This is a genomic window from Methanofastidiosum sp., assembly GCA_013178285.1.
In the GTDB taxonomy this organism is placed as follows: Archaea; Methanobacteriota_B; Thermococci; order Methanofastidiosales; family Methanofastidiosaceae; genus Methanofastidiosum.
The window spans coordinates 1-17,041 of sequence record JABLXD010000020.1 but is presented as its reverse complement, the minus strand read 5'-3'; the positions used below and the strand labels follow the sequence as shown (position 1 = coordinate 17,041).

Genomic DNA, 17,041 nt, shown 5'->3' with positions numbered 1-17,041 from the left:
TAAATTTTGGTGGTGGCGATACTAAGCGGCCTAACTTTAGGTTTTTCGCTTACTCATAGGGATTTTAGTATAAATTAGACATCTAGAGATTTTTAGAGGTCTTAGTTTATTTAGTTAAAATATTTTATAGATTTTTAAAAAAGTATTAAGGGAGGATAAAAAATGGAAAGAACCAAAATATTTTTGGACGAAAACCAAATGCCAAAAAAATGGTACAATATACAGGCAGATCTGCCAAAGGCTCTGCCGCCGGTATATAGTCCCAGAACCTTAAAACAGGCTACATTGGAAGAGCTTTCAGTACTCTTTCCAATGGAAATTCTAAAACAGGAAGTATCTCAAGAAAGATGGATTGATATTCCGCAAGACATACGTGATATTTATGCAGTATGGAGACCTTCTCCACTTTACAGAGCTCTAAGATTAGAGAAGGCCCTAAAAACCCCTGCAAAAATTTATTTCAAATGGGAAGGGGTTTCACCTGCAGGCAGTCACAAACCAAACACAGCAGTTGCACAAGCATACTATAATATGAAAGAAGGCACGCAAACGATAACAACTGAAACTGGTGCAGGCCAGTGGGGATCTGCATTAAGCTACGCAACGAGTTTATTTGACATAACGTGCAGAGTTTACATGGTAAGAGTAAGTTACGAACAAAAACCTTACAGAAGAAATCTAATCCACTTGTGGGGTGCAGAAGTATTTCCAAGTCCAAGCAATAAGACAAACGCAGGAAGAACTTACCTAAAAGATAATCCAGAACATCCTGGAAGTCTTGGAATTGCTATATCTGAAGCAGTAGAAGATGCAGCAACACATGAGGATACAAAATACTCTCTTGGAAGTGTTTTAAATCACGTTTGTATGCACCAGACAGTAATCGGTCTTGAAGCTAGAGAACAGTTAAAGATGGAAGAAAGATATCCAGACATAGTAATCGGTTGTGTTGGCGGAGGCTCCAACTTTGCTGGGGTTTCATTCCCGTTCATACACGATAAATTAAAGGAAGATAAAAAAGATCTAAGAATTGTTGGCGTTGAACCACACTCATGTCCAACTCTTACAAAAGGTCTTTATGCATTCGATTATGGTGACTCCACAAAGTTAGGTCCAATTGCAAAAATGTTTACTTTGGGTCATGACTTCATCCCCCCAGGCATCCATGCCGGAGGATTAAGGTACCACGGTGCATCACCTATAGTAAGTGCACTAAAAGATCAAAACATTATCGAAGCTCAAGCATACCACCAAACTGAAGTATTTGAAGCGGCAATGCTCTTTGCACAAACAGAAGGTCATGTTCCGGCCCCAGAAACTGCCCATGCAGTTAAATCTGTTATTGAAGAAGCAAAGAAGTGTAAACAAACTGGCGAAGAAAAGGTAATCCTATTCAATGCAAGCGGACATGGACACTTTGACCTTAAATCTTACGAACTCTACCTTCATGGCAAACTAACAGACTACGAGTACCCAGTAGAACTTGTAAAACAGTCTCTTAAAAAACTTCCAAACATCAAGGAGGATTAATCCTCCTATTTTTTTATTTTTGTGATAAAATGAAAACTCTTGGTTTTTTGGTCAATCCAATTTCTGGTATGGGGGGTTCAGTTGGGCTAAAAGGAACTGACGGACTATATGAAAAAGCCCTGGAACTTGGTGCAGAAAAGGTGTCAAAAAAGAGGGCAGAAGTATTTTTTGAATCACTTGGCAAAGTAAAAGATGTAAAATTTCTTGTTCCTTCTGGCGAGATGGGTGAAGACTTAATAAAAAACAAAGAGCTTGAATATGAAGTTGTTTATACAGTTAAGGGATTAACTAGTAGAGATGATACTCTAAAAACGATAGAAGAGTTCAAAAAGAGAAAAGTTGAGCTCATAATATTCTGCGGGGGAGATGGTACAGCAAGAGATATTTGTGAGGCCATCGGTAAAGATATTCCAGTTATCGGAATGCCTGCAGGAGTAAAGATGTTTTCATCAGTTTTTGCAATTAATCCAAAAGCCGCGTCAGATATCCTTAAAGCTTTTTTAGAAGGAAATTCTAAGTACAAAGATTCTGACGTATTAGATATTGATGAGGAAAGCTATAGGGCAGATAAATTCAAAATGAAGTTGTATGGATATCTAAAAACACCGTATATACCAAATTTGGTGCAAGATGCCAAGGCTTTATTTGAAGGCCACGACGAAGAAATGGCAAAGGATGGGATAGCAGTATTTGCAAGTGAATTTATGTCCGACGGTTCTTTGTATATAGTCGGTGCTGGTTCAACAACAGCAAAGATTGCAGAAGTTATGGGTCTGAAGAAGACAATGCTCGGTGTAGACTTAATAAAAGATGAAAAACTAATTGCAAGTGATGTCAATGAAAAGGCAATCTTAGAATATATCAAAGATGAAAAGAGTGTCAAAATAATAGTGAGCCCGATAGGGGCACAGGGATTTGTTTTTGGTAGAGGAAATCAACAGATTTCAAGTCAAGTTTTAAGAAAAGTTGGCAAAGATAATATTATAATTATTGCAACTCCTCAAAAATTAGAGAATACCCCTTTTCTATTAGTTGATACGGGCGATGATGAATTAGATAAAGAACTATCTGGTAAGACCCTTGTAGTCTGCGCTTACAGAATGGCCCAGAGAAAAGAAATAAGAAAAGATTAAATTTAAAAAGCATTAAAATCAGGTTATTCTGATATTATGGATGAATCTGTTGTCACTCCTTGGGAAGTCGAGGGAGAAATTGATTATAATAAACTAATTAAACAGTTCGGAACAGATATTCTAACTGAAGATTTATTGAATACAATAAAAAAATATACAGGAGATTTGCACCCTTTCCTTAGAAGGAAATTGTTTTTTTCTCATAGGGATCTTGGCTGGATTTTAAAGAAATATGAAGAGGGAGAAAAGTTTGCTCTTTATACAGGGAGGGGGCCTTCTGGCCACACCCACCTTGGACATCTAGTTCCATGGATATTCTGTAAGTGGCTTCAGGACAAATTCGATTGTGAATTTTATTTTCAGATGACTGATGATGAAAAGTTCATGATGAGGCCAGATCTTACGCTTGAACAAACACATGCTTTTGCCTATGAAAATGCTTTAGATGTCATCGCCTTAGGATTTGATCCAAAAAAGACCTTTATATTCTCTGATATTGACTATGCTAAAACGCTCTACAGAATATCAATCCAAGTTGCAAAGAATGTGACAACTTCAACAGCTAAAGCCGTATTTGGTTTCAAGAACTCAACTAATATTGGGATGGTTTTCTTCCCCTCTGTGCAGGCTGCACCTTGTTTTTTACCTTCAGTTCTTAAAGGATATAATGTTCCAGTTTTAATTCCAGCTGCAATTGATCAAGACCCTTACTGGAGAATAACAAGGGATGTTGCCCCAAAGCTTGGTTATTATAAACCCGCTGCCATACACAACATGTTCCTTCCAGGCCTTGAAGGGCCAAGCGGTAAGATGTCCGCATCAAAGAGCGATACCGCCATCTTTTCTGTTGACCCCCCAAAAGAAGTAGATAAAAAAGTAAAAAGGGCATTTACCGGCGGTGGCCAGACAGTAAAAGAGCACAAAGAAAAAGGTGGCAATCCCGGAGTATGCACAATCTACCAATATCTATACTTCATCTTTGAAGAGGATAATAAAAAGATAAAAGAAATACACGATGGTTGTAAGAGCGGAGAGGTATTCTGCGGAGAATGTAAGAATCTCTTAAGTGAGAAACTTGTTAAATTTATTACAAAACACCAAGAAAACAGGGAAAAGGCAAAAGACGTACTAGATAAATTCCTTCTAAAGGATTAAATCTTCTTCAGATAATATTTGTGGCCTTTATACTCTATTTCTTTTATTTTATTTTCGTTGATAAGGGACTCTATAAATTTCCAATTTGAATTGGCTTTTGTAAGATATGAATTAATTGCATCATCCCTCATGGGGTGAACTGAGACTATACTCAAAAGTTCTTCTTCAAGATTATCGGAATAGAAAAAATCATTTCCTTCGTAACCAAGTAACAATTCTGTGTTTAGATTATTATCATTAAATATTTGGTATGCTATATTGATATTTTCTTCATTTGGTATTTGTACTAATTTCTCAGCAGGCGGCCTTATTGGTACAGATATATAGCTCCGCTGTGGATTTAATCTTTTGATAAAGTTGGCGGTATTGTTGAGGTCAATAGCATTGTCATTATACCCTCTAACTAGCATTGTTTCAGTTAGTAACAATCCTTTAAATCCCATAGAAAATTCAATGATTCCTGATTTTATTTCTTCTAGATTTAGGGATTTATGCGGCCTGTTTATCTTCTTCCATATTTCTGGATCAATTGAATCAATCTTTACAGAAACAAGATCTGCTTTATACAAGTCTTCTCTAACATCTTCTTTAGCCAACAATGAAGAATTTGTGATAACAGCAATTTTAATTCCTAATGAACTCAATAGTTCTATTTCTTTACCAAGTTCAATGTCAAGAGTTGGTTCTCCGTCTGGAACATAAGTAAGGTAATCGACATGGCCTCCTTTATAGTAGATGTCTTTTAGCTTAGATCTTACACATTCAAAAATATCTTCATTTTTATAAAATGTGTTTCGATCTGAAGTCATTTTATAGGTTTTCCCAATTTGGCAATAAATGCAAGAATAAGAGCATATCTTGGGAGGTATATTATTTATTCCAAGACTTGCGCCTAATCTCCTCGAAGGTACAGGTCCAAAAACAATCTTATCATTTGGTTCCATTTTATCCATTTATTTCCTCCAAAATTTTTTTCCATATTTCAATTATTTTAGATGAAAGTTGTGAATCTGAAAGTTCAATTAATGTCTTGCGCGATACTATTGCAGAGTTTACAATTGGATCATAAGGTATTTCTCCAATAACTATAATATCATTGAGATTACAGTATTCTCTAATCTTTGAAGTATTGAAACTATTAATATCCGATTTATTTATACATACTACAGATTTAACCCCAAAGTGTTTATTGACCTCAAATACCCTTTCAAGGTCATGGATGGCAGAAAAGGTGGGTTCCGTTACAACGATTGCAAGATTGATTCCTGAAATAGTGGATATTAGAGGGCATCCAATTCCGGGTGGTCCATCAATAAGTATTAGCCCTTTATTATTCTTAATTGAAATCTCTATTGCATTTTTTCTTACTTCATTTACTAGTTTTCCAGATGATTCGGCCCCAGGTTTTAAAAATGCATGCGCCAATGGGCCAAAACGTGTTTCAGAGATATATGTATAACCAGATACCTTATCCTTCATAGTTATGGCTTTTTCAGGGCATACTAAACGGCATACCCCACAGCCCTCGCACAACGATTCTTTTATTTCAATTTCTTTAGTAATTGCACTAAATTTACATCCAAGGTAGCATTTCATACAATTTGTACACTTATTTTTATCCACTTGGGCTATTTGTGAGCCTATAAATTCTTCAGTTTTTAATACTGTGGGATTCAAGACTATATGTAGATTTGAAGCGTCGACATCACAATCTGCAATGACTGCATTTTTAGCTAAAGATGAAAAGGCCAATGCTAATGAACTCTTACCTGTTCCGCCCTTGCCACTAACGATAGCAATCTGTTTCATTTTACCATACCTTTAATATTATTAAATACAAAAACAAGCTGCCCAGATATTTCAGGAAAATAATCTATAAATGACTCCCCTTTAGAATACAACTTGGCAATTTCTTTATTATAAGGTATTTTGAGCAATATTGGAATCATTTCTTTTTTACAGAAGATTTCAATTTCATCGTCGCCTATCCCATCACGATTAATTACAACTCCAAACGGAACGCCCATTTCTTTCAATGCTTCTACGGCGATCTTTAGATCATTGAAGCCAAAAGGAGTTGGTTCTGTAACTAGTATACAGAAATCAGACCCATTTACTGTTTCAAGAAATGAGCAAGAAGTTCCTGGAGGGCAATCAAGTATTGTATCAATGCCTGTCCTTATTTGATACTTTAGGGATTTTATTATTGGTGTTGGTCGACTCTCTCCGATATCTAAAATGCCCTCACAAAATAAAATATCCTCATTTTTTCCTTTTCTTATACTGCCAATTTTTTTATCTTTCCAACTTATAGCATCGTTTTGGCATACTAATTTACACCCTCCACAAGAATGACATAGTCCTGAAAAGATCTTTATGCCTGAAGAAAGGTCAACTATAGCATTAAAGCTACAAAAATCTGCACATGCTCCGCAATTTAAACACTTTTCAGAATCAATTTGAGGTATTTCTACGTTAACATCTTGAATACTATCTATATTGGCTTTGATGAAAATATTGTCATTCGGTTCTTCGACATCACAATCTATCAATTGAACTCGGCCTAGGCTTAATGCCAAATTAACGGAAACGGTAGTTTTACCTGTGCCCCCTTTACCACTTGCTATAGAAAGTATCATCTTCTCACTAGTTAGAAAAGAAAATTAATGGTGACAACTTCCTTTGTTGTGGTCACCAAATTTATGTTCAATACATGAATCACTAAATGTAGCCTTTTTTAATTTCATGTTTTTATAGTCAGATAGGGAGTTCTCAACAGTTCCAGTTGCCCCAATATATACATCAATTCCATAGTCAACAAACATGCCTAGAGCTCTTTTTCCTAAACCCCGGCATATTAGAACATCGACTTTTTCTTTTTTCATGATCTCGGGAGGATATCCTATTCCGCCCATATGTTCACTGGAATTTTCTATTACCTTTACATCATGAGATTCTATGTCATATATTGTATACGTTGGCGTTCTTCCAAAATGCTCCCCTATGGATTCAACTAATCCTGCATGTCCATTTGTCGGAAAACAAAGTTTCATTTAATCATCGCCCCCTTACTCCCGAATGTGTTCTAACGTTAGGCGAAGAAGCTTTAGAATAGTTGCCTTCTTTAAAGTTTTTAATTGCCTCGTTTACAGTTCCTTTGAATTCTTGCACAACGTCTATCCCCTCTGCATCTAAAACCTGAAATGCATTTGGCCCTATGTTTCCACTTATTATCGCTTTAATTCCTTTCTTAGCTAAATTTTTAGCAGCCTCTATGCCGGCCCCATTTGGAGCAGATGCAGATGAATTCCGAAATACTTCAAAACTATTTGTTTCGACGTCAACGATTAAAAAGTAATTGCATCTGCCAAATCTTTGGTCAACTTCAGAGTCTATTTCTGTTCCTGTTGAAGATATAGCTACTTTCATCATAATCCCTGCAAATTTCTTATCATTGTAGCCCCGCATTTAGGGCACTTTTTATCCAAGCATGGGGCCCCTCTCTCATGCGGCTCTTTATATCCGCATTTCGGACAGATACACTCTCCTTCCGGACCCCTGCCATATCGATATCCAACCATTTTATTCAACATCTTCTGAAATTTTATTTAGCCTTGCTTCTAACTGCTGGATCTCTTTCTTTAAGAGGTCGATGTTGTCCCCCAGGATCTTTTTCTCTTCTTCTTTGGAGATTCTTCCCTCTTTAAAAAGCTCAGATTCTATCAAATATGCACATGGCCCTCTTCCAAGACCTCCTCGGCCCCTTCCAAGTCCTGCAATTCTGTAGTCTGGCTCATATAGATTTCTGCCGCAATATGCGTGAAATCCCCTATGAAATGTTCTTCCCCACATTTTACTCACCAAACGAATATATATTCATTATTATTTAAAGGTTTCGGTTGACCTTATTTTCAAATTAATTAGTTAATTTAAAATAATGCAATCCAATGTTTAATTAAATTATATCATTAATTATAATATTATTTACATTAATGTTAGGCTATACAACCAAAAGATTTATATACTAATGATTATCAATATTAGTAACTAACATTTGAGAGATGATAGTTAGCACTAAAAGGTGAAAAAATATGGGATGGAGAAGACAATTTGAAACTAGAGAAAAGCGTATTAATGAACTAAGAGTTCTTCTAAAGCAAAAGCAAAACAGCGGAAGAGACTACTTCATTCAGGAACTTGTTAACGATACGGACATACCAAGAAGTACCGTTGAGAGATATCTCTATGAATATCTAAACGAAGAAGTAGAGATCTACTACGAAGGACCTTTAAAAAAGATACGCTATAAAGGGGCAGGAAATTAATTTAAGAAAAGATATTTTTATCTTTTCTTTTTTTACTATTTTTATTTATGGACATTTTTATGAGTATAATGGTGATATTTGCCTAATAAATGGAGATTTTAACGAGTAAAACACTTGTCATAATGACTTTTATATTTCCCAACGAGTTTTGCTTCGCTTATTGCGTGATTTTTTATTTGATTTATAAGTTCTGATTTAGGTGCTTCTGGGTCAATTTCTAATTCAGTGTCCAAAGCATATAATTTGAAAACGTATCGATGAGTCCCCCAGGGAGGGCATGGGCCCCCATAACCATTCTTTTTCCAACTATTAATTCCCTGTTTTATCCCATTAACTTCTTTTTCTGGAGGGATCCCTTCTGGAAGATCTGTCTGGGTAATCGGAATATTATAAACAATCCAGTGCGTCCAGCTAAACATTGGTGCATCTGGATCTTCTAAAATTAAAGCAAGGCTTTTTGTGTTTTTAGGCAAAGAGCTCCATTCAAGTGGTGGCGATATATTCCCTTCTTCATAAGAATATTTAGAGGGGATAACTTCTCCTTGATTAAAGGCTTTGCTTAATAATTTTATTATATCACCTGCACATAATTTTGATTTCTACTATTTATTCTTTATCATTTATTCACGGTAAACTTTAATAAGATTAAACCGGATTATAAATGGGGATTCTATGGAATTTGTCAAAGTAGGTAAGATATCTGATATTAAAGAAGGTAGCATGAAGAAATATGAAGTTAAGGGAAAAGAAATCCTAGTTTCAAATGTTGGCGGAAAATTCTATGCAATTGATAATAAATGCACCCATAGAAGCGGTGACCTTTCTAATGGTAAGCTTGAAGGAAACATAGTAACTTGTCCCAAGCATGGATCAAAGTTTGATGTTACAACAGGTAAAGCTATTTCTGGGCCTAAGATACCTCTGTTGAAACTTAAGATAAACGATGAAGAAAAGTATGATGTGAAGATCGAAGGAGAGGAAATACTAATCAAATTATAATAAATTACATTTAAGTAATTAGATTTATATTTACTCTTTACCAATATTTCAAATACATGGGGTGAAAGAAAAATGACCGAATTTTGGATGCAAAGGAAAGTTGCAATATTTGCATTTAATGGGGACCCAATGTGCATAGTTCATGCATTAATAAATGCTATTGAATTTAATGCTAAAGGGTATGATACTAAGTTAATAATTGAAGGTTCAGCTACAGGACTTATCGGGAAGTTAAACGAACCTGGAAATCCACTAAACTACTATTATGCGAGAGTTAAAGATGAAGGACTTATCGACTGTGTTTGTAAAGCCTGTGCAACAAAAAGTGGAACTATTGAAGAAGCAAAGAAACAAAATCTTAAACTTTGCGATGAATTATTTGGCCATCCCAGCATGGCAAGGTATATGGAAGAAGGCTATGAAATAATTGCTATTTAAATTATAATTTATTTTCAACTGGAGGTATGTTATGGTATGTATTTTGATGTGGGTTGCCCAAGAAGGTTTTAGAGATGAAGAGCTATTTATCCCGAGATCAATATTTGAGGAAAATGGATACACTGTAACTGTTGTTTCTCACGAAAAAGGTACGGCTTGGAGTAAGTTTGGAAAAATAATCGATGTAATCGGAATTGGGGAGGTCAAGCTAGAAGATTATGATGCTTTTCTATTAGTTGGAGGTCCAGGTACTTTTAATCTTACTGATGATGAGACACTTCATAGGCATATACAAGAAGCAGAAAGAGTTTTACCACTATTTGGAGGCATATGTTACGCCCCTAACATAATGGCAAAAGCTGGTGTTCTAAGAGGGAAAAAAGCAACTGTGTGGGGTGGCCCAGATCTTTTTGACAAAGAAGCAGTAGTCTTTGAAGACAAGGATGTTGTAAGGGATGGAAAAATTATAACTGCTAATGGCCCTGATGCCGCTCTAAAATGGGCTAAAGAAATTGTTAACTATATTGAGTGTGAGGTAAAAAAATAAATTAAAAGTTACTAGAGAATTTTAGAGCTTTCGGGATCCTATCCAGTATGTCAGAGCTTCTAAAATTCATTCCCATTTCTTCTGCCGTTATTTCTCCTGCTAATCCGTTTAGGAAGGTCCCTGCACAAGCTGCTTCTAGTAAAGTACCCTTTGTAGAGAAAGCAGTTATTAAGCCTGCTAGAATATCTCCTGTACCTCCTGTTGTCATGCCTGCGTTTCCTGTGAAATTTTTAATAACTTTTTTACCATCGGATATAAGATCAACTTCTCCCTTACAAACTATAGAAGTTTTGTATTTTTCTGCGTTGAGTAGTATATTATCCTGTGTCAAATGCTCATCAAATACCATCCGATATTCAGAGTGGTGAGGAGTTACACAAACATCATTTTTCTTTAGGAGGTCAAGATTTCCTTTAATTGCAAAGAGGCCATCAGCATCTATTATAATCTTCTTACAGGAAATATTTTTCAAAAACTCTAATACTGTATCAATAGTTTCTTGATCCCTCCCCATGCCAACCCCCAAAAGTATTGAGTCAGCTTTATCAGAGAGAGTCTTTAGGTATTCCACATCATCTAAAACAAAGTGACTTTCTTCGGTTGGGAAAACTATAAAGTCAGGGGAGTAAGACTTTATTACCTTTGCACACTTTTTTGGAGATACTATGTATACAAGATCAGATAAGTAGGATGCCGCAAGAGAAGCATATATTGGGGCTCCATGGTATTCTTCTGATCCACCTATAACTAATACCTTCCCGTTGTCACCTTTATGAGAATCAGAGGATCTTTTGTTTAGTTTATTGACATACCCAGGGCCTGTTAGATTATTGAATTCCTTTGGGATCCCTATATCAACTACGGTAGTTGCACCTTCTTTAGGAGTGTGTAAGGATACCACGACATTTGGCATAAAGTAAGGGGATGCAACATCTATTGAAACTTTTACTCCATTAATCTCATTAACCTTGTTAATAACATCGGAATAGGGGCGCCTGAGTGTCCCTTTGACGCCGACGCCGAATATCGCATCCACATAAATTTCAAAATCAGGCCTTATCTTTTCTATATCGGAGGAATCCTTGATAAGAATTTTTTCAATATCCAGGTGCTTTAATAGGTTCCACTTTGAAACTGCTGCCCCTTCCTTTATATTTTCTGGATCCCCTATCAAATACACTGTAACCCTGTTTTCTTTTGATAGGTATCTAGCAGCAACAAAGCCATCGCCACCGTTGTTACCAAGGCCACAAAAAACTGCTATTTTATTTCTTGTTCCAAATCTTTTTTCTATTTCTGATGCTACTCCTCTTCCTGCATTTTCCATAAGGATTGGCGTATCAAGGCCGTAATACTTACAGTTTGAATCAATAATATATGTATCCATATCACTCCCATAAATAAATGCGATTTTGAATAAATAAGTTTTTGCATATTGGGGAAATTTTATAAGTAATTTGAATAAGAATTCCCTATGGTCAAAGTGATGGAGTGTGAAAAATGTGGGTACAAGGAATATCAGTTGGCAGAGGATAAAGATTACGATAGATGCCCATCATGTAACTCTATAGTAATTGGCCAAGAAAAAAATGAGCTGCCTGTGCAACTGCAGGAGATAATTAATGTTGCAAATGAGAACTTCTCATATGGAAATATTAAAACTGACAATTATTCTGCCTTGTTTGAAGTGAAGGAACTTTTCAAAAAGCCTGAAGATATAATCTCCTCGTTTGAAAAAATAAATTTTTACCCATTTATTAGAAAGGAAGATGGGAAGCTCTATGTTTTGTTAAGATCTTCCCCTCCTAAAAAGGATTTTACCTACAAAAAGAACTTAATATTATTTTTCTTAACAATTATCTCAACTACCGTTGCTGGCTATTTTATGTCTGTGCCACATGTTGATTATGGATTCATGTCAAATCCATGGATTGGGGCTATAGCATTTTCATTTTCAATAATGGTAATTCTAGGAACACATGAGATGGGGCATTACCTTGTTGCAAGGAGAAATGGCGTTGATGCAACACTCCCGTATTTCATACCTGCCCCTTTTGTTCTAGGTACAATGGGTGCTGTGATAAACATAAGATCATTTATCCCGACTAAAAACAGTGCAATTGAACTAGGCCTTTCAGGGCCTCTTGCTGGTATGTTAGTAGCTATACCAATCACCATAGTTGGAGTTATGATGTCGCCCGTAGTCCCAATTACTATTTTTGGAGAGAGCTCAATATTCTTGGGCGAGCCACTTATATTCCAATTTATAGCCAAATCGCTTGTAACTGTTGCTGAGGGTAATTCGCTATACTTGCATCCTGTTGCATTTGCAGGTTGGGCAGGGATATTTGTTACCATGCTTAATTTGATCCCTATGGGCCAGCTTGATGGCGGGCATATTGCAAGGGCTGTTTTAGGCCCAAAAAATCACAGATATCTATCATTTATCGTTGCTGTTCTGTTATTTGTTATGGGAATATTTACCTGGGCTGGCTGGAGCCTTTGGGGGATAATAGGTATTTACCTAGCTTACCGGGGGCACCCAGGATCAATGGATGAGATTACGCCTATTGAGGGAAAACATTGGGCCATGATAGCAGTTGCCATAGTATTGTTTGTCATATCAACAATGATTGTTCCAATAAAGATAGCATAAAAAAGATTTAAATATACCTAATTTATTCAAGAGGCATGCTTAATAACATCCGTAAAAATAAATCATTTATTTCAATTGTTAATCTTATAGGGCGGATTTTTAGATTCCTGCCGCCAAATCTCATAACAACTATCAGTTTAGTTGTCGTCTTCTTTTCAGGTTACTATTACTACCTTGGATTCCCATACATTGGTGCCATTATCCTTGCTGTTTCGGGATTCCTTGATCTAGTTGACGGATCAGTTGCAAAGTATACTAAGAGAACAACTGTCTTGGGCGGGTTTTTAGACTCGACGTTTGACAGAATAGGGGATGGCGTTGTTCTTTTAGGAATCGGATTGTCCTATGATCTTACTATTTGCTTTATCATAATGATCGGAGCCTATCTCATAAGCTACATGCGTGCTAAAGGGGAAGCTCTAGGGGTAAAGGTAATGGGAATAGGAATTGGTGAGCGGGCTGAGAGAATACTGATAATATTTGTGTTTTCCTTCATCAATTTAGAGATAGGGCTTTACGTGTTGCTTGCTGTCGTCTATATAACAGTCTTTACTAGGTTTTACTACATCTCAAGGGAGCTGAAAAGTAAGACTTAGAAACCTTTTTATATTCCCAGAATAAACTTTCCAATACGCGGGGGTTGCCGAGCATGGCTAAAGGCGATAGACTCAAGATCTATTCCCGCAGGGGTCCAGGGGTTCAAATCCCTTCCCCCGCACTTTTTTATAAATCTAATGCGGTAATTAGTTTCTTCTAAAATCAATTTAATTAATCAAGATAACTTAATAAAATAAAAAATATAATTAAAATTCTTTTAATGTTACTTGGTCCCTTTTTGCAAAATAAAAGATGGCCTAAGCAAAGGTATCTGAGGTTTGGGCCAATACGGCATTTTTGTACCGTGACGCTTTTATGGAGCTTGCAGCAAGCCCTTTGCGAATTTCTGGGCTTTGTCTAGATCCTTCACATTCGGACGCCCCTTCCTAAACCCACCGATGAGTCCAAATACCCCAAAGGTTTCAAACCCGGGGCATGTGAATTCGCCCTTAATCGTGAACCCTTTCTCCATGAGGGCCCGCCGCAGTTCTCGATTCATGCTTTTTATAGAACCGCCGCTAGTAGAGAAAACGAATGCCGCTTTGCCCTCCTGCTGTGGTAGACCATTTACGAAGTCAAGTAGCGTTTCGTGATGTTTTCCGTAGTAAATGCCTGACCCGAAGCCAATTAAATCGTACTTCGCCAGCATGGATGATTTGGCATCCTCGACCTTCCGAATGTCCGCATTTATAGCTTCTGCCATGGCCCTTGCCACTTTCTCGGTGTTCATTTTATGTACTGACTTATAGATAATTAATGTATTCATTTTTTCACCTTTCAACATTCTCCATTATTATTTTCTTTTTCATATTTCAATTCTTCTTGGACGATCATTTGCAACTAAATCATCAAAGCCGTTCGTCTATCCAGTCAAACAAATACTCTGATGCAGTGGCGTAACCCCCTATTTGACAATGCAATTGTGCGGTAGTGATTTCATCAAACAATATGTAGTCTTTTGGGCATTTCAAAGCATCAAAGATCTTTTTTGCTTGACCTCTTACAATCTCTTCAGTTCCATCTATGATGAGCGTCTCACATGTGACTTTATCTAAAATGGAGGTGTTGTCATATTTTTGAAGTATTTGGAATACTTCCTGAGTCGAGACGCCATGTTTCCATGCATAGTCTCTTAATAACCATTTCATAAATGGCAAACGATCAAGAATCGATGTTAATGATCTGCGAAGAAAATCCCCTCGTTTTCCCAAAAGTATTTGGCTTATAAGAGTGGGGAAGTGACCAATAATTGAATCGCCCCAGCTGGGGTTTCCTGGGTCAGCAATGCATACTTTTATTCTTTTGTCAAAGGCAGCGGCCCGAGGTACCAGAAAACCGCCGAAGCTTAATCCCATAAGTCCGATTCTTGACGAGTCTATTCCGGGAAGTTTCAGTGCGAAGTCAATCACTGGAGTCACAACGTTTTCCCAGTCATGTCGAAATTTAAGATTGTTAAGTCTTAGTGCATATCCTTGGCCAGGGCCATCATATACTAGACAGTGAATGCCTCTGCGGATGGCGGCATCGTAGACCCAACATGTATCTTCAGCCCAAGTGTCTCGACCTGGTGTGATGATAAGCAGAGGGGCTTTTTTTCCTGCAACTGGAGACCTGTAGAAGTGTCCAGGAAGGAAATTATTTTCATAAGGGATCTTGACATACTGTCCAGGGTAACCAGATAATTCTAAGTAGCGTTCATAGCATTTGGAGCTAGCGTGCGCATTTTCTTTTATGCGTGAATCATTAGGGTGACTGAAGTACATTAAGGAGGCACGCCAGTAAGTCGATGCCCGTAGATATGCAGTAGATGCTGTAACTCGTTTGCCTGTGCGTTCGGCCTTTTCAGCTCGATGTTGTAGTCGTTGTGCCATGGCACTCCAAGCGTTTATCCAGAGCTCTTCGTCCCCAGGTTTAGTCTGACCCACTACTTCTAGAACTTCTCCAAGGTCTGACATGCCATATTGCATCAGGCTCAGGAGGTGTTTCACCAAGGCATCCATCATCATATTCTTGCTATATTTAGTTGTTGTCCAATGTGGTCCTGAATTTAAGATTTGTGAAAGATCCGCAATTGGATACGTATTGCTTATCCCAATCTCCTTTTTTGATGTTTTCTTTTTCATATGATCACTGATCATTATGCTCCTTCTTAGTTGAATTTTCAATTTTTATTGTAGGCATTTTACTCAACCCCCCTCAATTCAGATAAACAATATTCAAGAATTTTTTTAACTTCTTCTTTTGTTGTTTTTGTGAAAGAGACCTCTTTTATTTCAAAGAGTAACTCTGCAATATTCGCATTCTCTTCTCCCATTATATCTGCAAATAGATTTCTGAAATATGAGAATGATTCCTTTAATTTTTGCCTTTCTTTGAGCATGGAAGATAAGTGTATCTTTCCTTTAGAGGTAATTTCAAAAATATTTTTTGAGCGAGGCCCTGTATTTTTTATCATTATCAAATTTTCTTTCTCTAATTGTTTTAATAATGGGTATATTGTTCCTTTACTTGGGGCCCATTTATCTCCACATTTCTGTTTAATTTCAGACAATATTTCGTAGCCAGTTTTTGGGTTCTTTTTTATGCTATGAAGTACATAAATTGTCAAAAAACTGGAGCTTTCTCCTTTTTCATTCGATAATTTCCATAACCCCGCCATATTAGGAAGTTATAACAGGAACTATTTAAATATTTCGGTTTCGAACTGTTCAATATCGAACTATTTAATAAGTGGCAATCATTAACAGGTAATAATTCTTCTGAAAATCCTTCCCCCGCACTTTTTCTTATCAATAACAATCAACTAAAACTATTTAACAATCACAACCCTAAAACAAATATAGGGATTATTATGCTTGAGAAAATTGATTGGGAATCTGCAATAAATGTTCGTCGATCTGTAAGAACTTATGAGATGCGTGAGATAGATAAAGACAGTATGAACAAACTTAATAATTTTATAGATAATATGGAAGTTCCATTCAATCACGATATTAAAATAAGATTTTTTAAGGCCAATTATGACAAAAAACTTTTGACCTTCTTTAATTCGCCCCCTGATGGCATGGCATTTATTTCTAATACCGATATTGCATCAATCTCGAAAGTTGGATTCGTTGGAGAGATGGCAATACTCTATGCAACTAGCTTGGGGATATCAACCTGTTGGTATGGGCATTACACTCTTGAAGAATTAGAACGTATTATGCCCCATCTTGGAAATAATAAAGATTTAGATAAACCAAAATGGGGGTACGGGAAGGGCGTAGTCGAAGGTAAACGTGCAATTTGCATATCCCCTCTTGGATACAGGAAAAAAGAGGGCCTTAGATTAACAGACAGGGTAACTGGATCATTTATGAGTTATAAGAGAAAAGAAATTAATGCCTTACTTGATGGAGAGGTAAAAGAAGAATCCCTCACCCCTGAACTCCTATATGCATTTGATCTTGCTAGGAAAGCCCCTTCAGGGGCCAATAGCCAGCACTGGCGCTTCAAAGTTTCTTCAAATCTAAAAACAATTTCAATAGCAATGCCTGTCGGGTATAAACATCTTAAGTGGGAACACCCGGATGTTGATATTGGAATATGCGCTTGCCACTTCTGGCTTGGGCTTATGATGAAGGATGTAAAAAGTAAATTTTCAGTAAATGAAGAAGAA

At 36.8% G+C, this 17,041-nt stretch carries 21 protein-coding genes and 1 tRNA gene; 11 read left to right on the top strand and 11 right to left on the bottom strand.

The genetic code is table 11. The features are described 5' to 3' along the window. Positions 1-162 precede the first annotated feature (162 nt). From HPY60_07235 to HPY60_07225, 3 genes are read left to right on the top strand one after another with little or no spacing between them, the layout of a single operon-like run. Entirely contained in the window at positions 163-1,530 is a 1,368-nt protein-coding gene (locus HPY60_07235) for a TrpB-like pyridoxal phosphate-dependent enzyme (protein ID NPV50972.1), read from the top strand. Positions 1,531-1,559: 29 nt separating this feature from the next. After that, positions 1,560-2,663: an ATP-NAD kinase family protein gene (locus HPY60_07230; GenBank protein NPV50971.1), complete on the top strand. Its 1,104-nt coding sequence runs from the start codon at positions 1,560-1,562 to the stop codon at positions 2,661-2,663. 36 nt (positions 2,664-2,699) lie between these two features. Then, positions 2,700-3,818 carry a tryptophan--tRNA ligase gene (locus HPY60_07225; protein ID NPV50970.1) on the top strand — a complete coding sequence of 373 codons (1,119 nt, stop codon included), beginning with the start codon at positions 2,700-2,702 and terminating at the stop codon, positions 3,816-3,818. Here HPY60_07225 and HPY60_07220 read toward each other — a convergent pair. From HPY60_07220 to HPY60_07195, 6 genes are all read right to left on the bottom strand, one after another. Then, positions 3,815-4,762: a radical SAM protein gene (locus tag HPY60_07220; GenBank protein NPV50969.1), complete on the bottom strand. Its 948-nt coding sequence runs from the start codon at positions 4,760-4,762 to the stop codon at positions 3,815-3,817. The two genes, HPY60_07225 and HPY60_07220, sit on opposite strands and share 4 nt — an antisense overlap. Before the next feature lies 1 nt (position 4,763). Beyond that, on the bottom strand, positions 4,764-5,627 hold the full coding sequence (locus HPY60_07215) for a 4Fe-4S binding protein (GenBank protein NPV50968.1): 864 nt from the start codon (positions 5,625-5,627) through the stop codon (positions 4,764-4,766). After that, positions 5,624-6,457: a P-loop NTPase gene (locus HPY60_07210; GenBank protein ID NPV50967.1), complete on the bottom strand. Its 834-nt coding sequence runs from the start codon at positions 6,455-6,457 to the stop codon at positions 5,624-5,626. The genes HPY60_07215 and HPY60_07210 overlap by 4 nt, the downstream gene beginning before the upstream one ends. Positions 6,458-6,481: 24 nt before the next feature. Further along, entirely contained in the window at positions 6,482-6,871 is a 390-nt protein-coding gene (locus HPY60_07205) for a NifB/NifX family molybdenum-iron cluster-binding protein (GenBank protein ID NPV50966.1), read from the bottom strand. Positions 6,872-6,875: 4 nt separating this feature from the next. Then, positions 6,876-7,247 carry a NifB/NifX family molybdenum-iron cluster-binding protein gene (locus HPY60_07200; protein NPV50965.1) on the bottom strand — a complete coding sequence of 124 codons (372 nt, stop codon included), beginning with the start codon at positions 7,245-7,247 and terminating at the stop codon, positions 6,876-6,878. Between the two features lie 153 nt (positions 7,248-7,400). After that, positions 7,401-7,670 carry a DUF5320 domain-containing protein gene (locus HPY60_07195; protein ID NPV50964.1) on the bottom strand — a complete coding sequence of 90 codons (270 nt, stop codon included), beginning with the start codon at positions 7,668-7,670 and terminating at the stop codon, positions 7,401-7,403. Between the two features lie 239 nt (positions 7,671-7,909). On the opposite strand from HPY60_07195, the gene HPY60_07190 reads away from it, so the two are divergent. Continuing rightward, a complete protein-coding gene (locus HPY60_07190; GenBank protein ID NPV50963.1) occupies positions 7,910-8,143 on the top strand; it encodes a hypothetical protein in 234 nt (77 codons plus the stop codon). Positions 8,144-8,241: 98 nt separating this feature from the next. Here the strand turns inward: HPY60_07190 and HPY60_07185 are convergent, their stop codons facing one another. Beyond that, a complete protein-coding gene (locus HPY60_07185; GenBank protein ID NPV50962.1) occupies positions 8,242-8,715 on the bottom strand; it encodes a YbhB/YbcL family Raf kinase inhibitor-like protein in 474 nt (157 codons plus the stop codon). A 100-nt stretch (positions 8,716-8,815) separates the two neighbouring features. Between HPY60_07185 and HPY60_07180 the strand changes: the two genes are divergently transcribed. The 3 genes from HPY60_07180 (at position 8,816) to HPY60_07170 (ending at position 10,127) form a co-directional block, all read left to right on the top strand. Beyond that, complete coding sequence (locus HPY60_07180) at positions 8,816-9,142, top strand: non-heme iron oxygenase ferredoxin subunit (GenBank protein ID NPV50961.1); 327 nt, start codon at positions 8,816-8,818, stop codon at positions 9,140-9,142. Positions 9,143-9,229: 87 nt separating this feature from the next. Beyond that, positions 9,230-9,580, top strand: coding sequence for a cytoplasmic protein (locus HPY60_07175; protein NPV50960.1), 351 nt, complete (start codon positions 9,230-9,232; stop codon positions 9,578-9,580). Between the two features lie 31 nt (positions 9,581-9,611). Continuing rightward, complete coding sequence (locus tag HPY60_07170) at positions 9,612-10,127, top strand: hypothetical protein (protein ID NPV50959.1); 516 nt, start codon at positions 9,612-9,614, stop codon at positions 10,125-10,127. Between the two features lies 1 nt (position 10,128). Here the strand turns inward: HPY60_07170 and HPY60_07165 are convergent, their stop codons facing one another. Next, the gene (locus HPY60_07165; protein NPV50958.1) at positions 10,129-11,514 is read right to left on the bottom strand and encodes an NAD(P)H-hydrate dehydratase; all 1,386 of its coding nucleotides are present in this window, start codon (positions 11,512-11,514) and stop codon (positions 10,129-10,131) included. 87 nt (positions 11,515-11,601) lie between these two features. On the opposite strand from HPY60_07165, the gene HPY60_07160 reads away from it, so the two are divergent. From HPY60_07160 to HPY60_07150, 3 genes are all read left to right on the top strand, one after another. Further along, positions 11,602-12,783 (top strand): site-2 protease family protein, encoded by a 1,182-nt coding sequence (locus tag HPY60_07160; protein NPV50957.1) that lies wholly within the window; start codon positions 11,602-11,604, stop codon positions 12,781-12,783. Between the two features lie 35 nt (positions 12,784-12,818). Further along, entirely contained in the window at positions 12,819-13,379 is a 561-nt protein-coding gene (locus tag HPY60_07155) for a CDP-alcohol phosphatidyltransferase family protein (protein NPV50956.1), read from the top strand. 37 nt (positions 13,380-13,416) lie between these two features. Then, positions 13,417-13,501, top strand: a tRNA-Leu gene (locus HPY60_07150). A 192-nt stretch (positions 13,502-13,693) separates the two neighbouring features. On the opposite strand, the gene HPY60_07145 is transcribed toward HPY60_07150, so the two are convergent. The 3 genes from HPY60_07145 to HPY60_07135 form a co-directional block, all read right to left on the bottom strand. Then, on the bottom strand, positions 13,694-14,146 hold the full coding sequence (locus HPY60_07145) for a flavodoxin (protein NPV50955.1): 453 nt from the start codon (positions 14,144-14,146) through the stop codon (positions 13,694-13,696). Positions 14,147-14,228: 82 nt separating this feature from the next. Next, the gene (locus tag HPY60_07140) at positions 14,229-15,503 is read right to left on the bottom strand and encodes an alpha/beta fold hydrolase (GenBank protein NPV50954.1); all 1,275 of its coding nucleotides are present in this window, start codon (positions 15,501-15,503) and stop codon (positions 14,229-14,231) included. A 59-nt stretch (positions 15,504-15,562) separates the two neighbouring features. Beyond that, on the bottom strand, positions 15,563-16,039 hold the full coding sequence (locus HPY60_07135) for a PadR family transcriptional regulator (protein NPV50953.1): 477 nt from the start codon (positions 16,037-16,039) through the stop codon (positions 15,563-15,565). 192 nt (positions 16,040-16,231) lie between these two features. Here HPY60_07135 and HPY60_07130 point away from each other — a divergent pair. Then, positions 16,232-17,041, top strand: an 810-nt coding sequence (locus tag HPY60_07130; GenBank protein ID NPV50952.1) for a hypothetical protein, incomplete at its 3' end; no start/stop codon positions are given.

Bases quoted from the DNA above. Each gene is read 5' to 3' on its own strand.
- HPY60_07135 (NPV50953.1), bottom strand. From the start codon at position 16,039: ATGGCGGGGTTATGGAAATTATCGAATGAAAAAGGAGAAAGCTCCAGT.
- HPY60_07205 (NPV50966.1), bottom strand. From the start codon at position 6,871: ATGAAACTTTGTTTTCCGACAAATGGACATGCAGGATTAGTTGAATCC.
- HPY60_07200 (NPV50965.1), bottom strand. From the start codon at position 7,247: ATGAAAGTAGCTATATCTTCAACAGGAACAGAAATAGACTCTGAAGTT.
- HPY60_07225 (NPV50970.1), top strand. From the start codon at position 2,700: ATGGATGAATCTGTTGTCACTCCTTGGGAAGTCGAGGGAGAAATTGAT.
- HPY60_07195 (NPV50964.1), bottom strand. From the start codon at position 7,670: ATGTGGGGAAGAACATTTCATAGGGGATTTCACGCATATTGCGGCAGA.
- HPY60_07180 (NPV50961.1), top strand. From the start codon at position 8,816: ATGGAATTTGTCAAAGTAGGTAAGATATCTGATATTAAAGAAGGTAGC.
- HPY60_07140 (NPV50954.1), bottom strand. From the start codon at position 15,503: ATGAAAAAGAAAACATCAAAAAAGGAGATTGGGATAAGCAATACGTAT.
- HPY60_07160 (NPV50957.1), top strand. From the start codon at position 11,602: ATGGTCAAAGTGATGGAGTGTGAAAAATGTGGGTACAAGGAATATCAG.
- HPY60_07145 (NPV50955.1), bottom strand. From the start codon at position 14,146: ATGAATACATTAATTATCTATAAGTCAGTACATAAAATGAACACCGAG.
- HPY60_07165 (NPV50958.1), bottom strand. From the start codon at position 11,514: ATGGATACATATATTATTGATTCAAACTGTAAGTATTACGGCCTTGAT.
- HPY60_07175 (NPV50960.1), top strand. From the start codon at position 9,230: ATGCAAAGGAAAGTTGCAATATTTGCATTTAATGGGGACCCAATGTGC.
- HPY60_07235 (NPV50972.1), top strand. From the start codon at position 163: ATGGAAAGAACCAAAATATTTTTGGACGAAAACCAAATGCCAAAAAAA.
- HPY60_07155 (NPV50956.1), top strand. From the start codon at position 12,819: ATGCTTAATAACATCCGTAAAAATAAATCATTTATTTCAATTGTTAAT.
- HPY60_07210 (NPV50967.1), bottom strand. From the start codon at position 6,457: ATGATACTTTCTATAGCAAGTGGTAAAGGGGGCACAGGTAAAACTACC.
- HPY60_07170 (NPV50959.1), top strand. From the start codon at position 9,612: ATGGTATGTATTTTGATGTGGGTTGCCCAAGAAGGTTTTAGAGATGAA.
- HPY60_07215 (NPV50968.1), bottom strand. From the start codon at position 5,627: ATGAAACAGATTGCTATCGTTAGTGGCAAGGGCGGAACAGGTAAGAGT.
- HPY60_07230 (NPV50971.1), top strand. From the start codon at position 1,560: ATGAAAACTCTTGGTTTTTTGGTCAATCCAATTTCTGGTATGGGGGGT.
- HPY60_07190 (NPV50963.1), top strand. From the start codon at position 7,910: ATGGGATGGAGAAGACAATTTGAAACTAGAGAAAAGCGTATTAATGAA.
- HPY60_07220 (NPV50969.1), bottom strand. From the start codon at position 4,762: ATGGAACCAAATGATAAGATTGTTTTTGGACCTGTACCTTCGAGGAGA.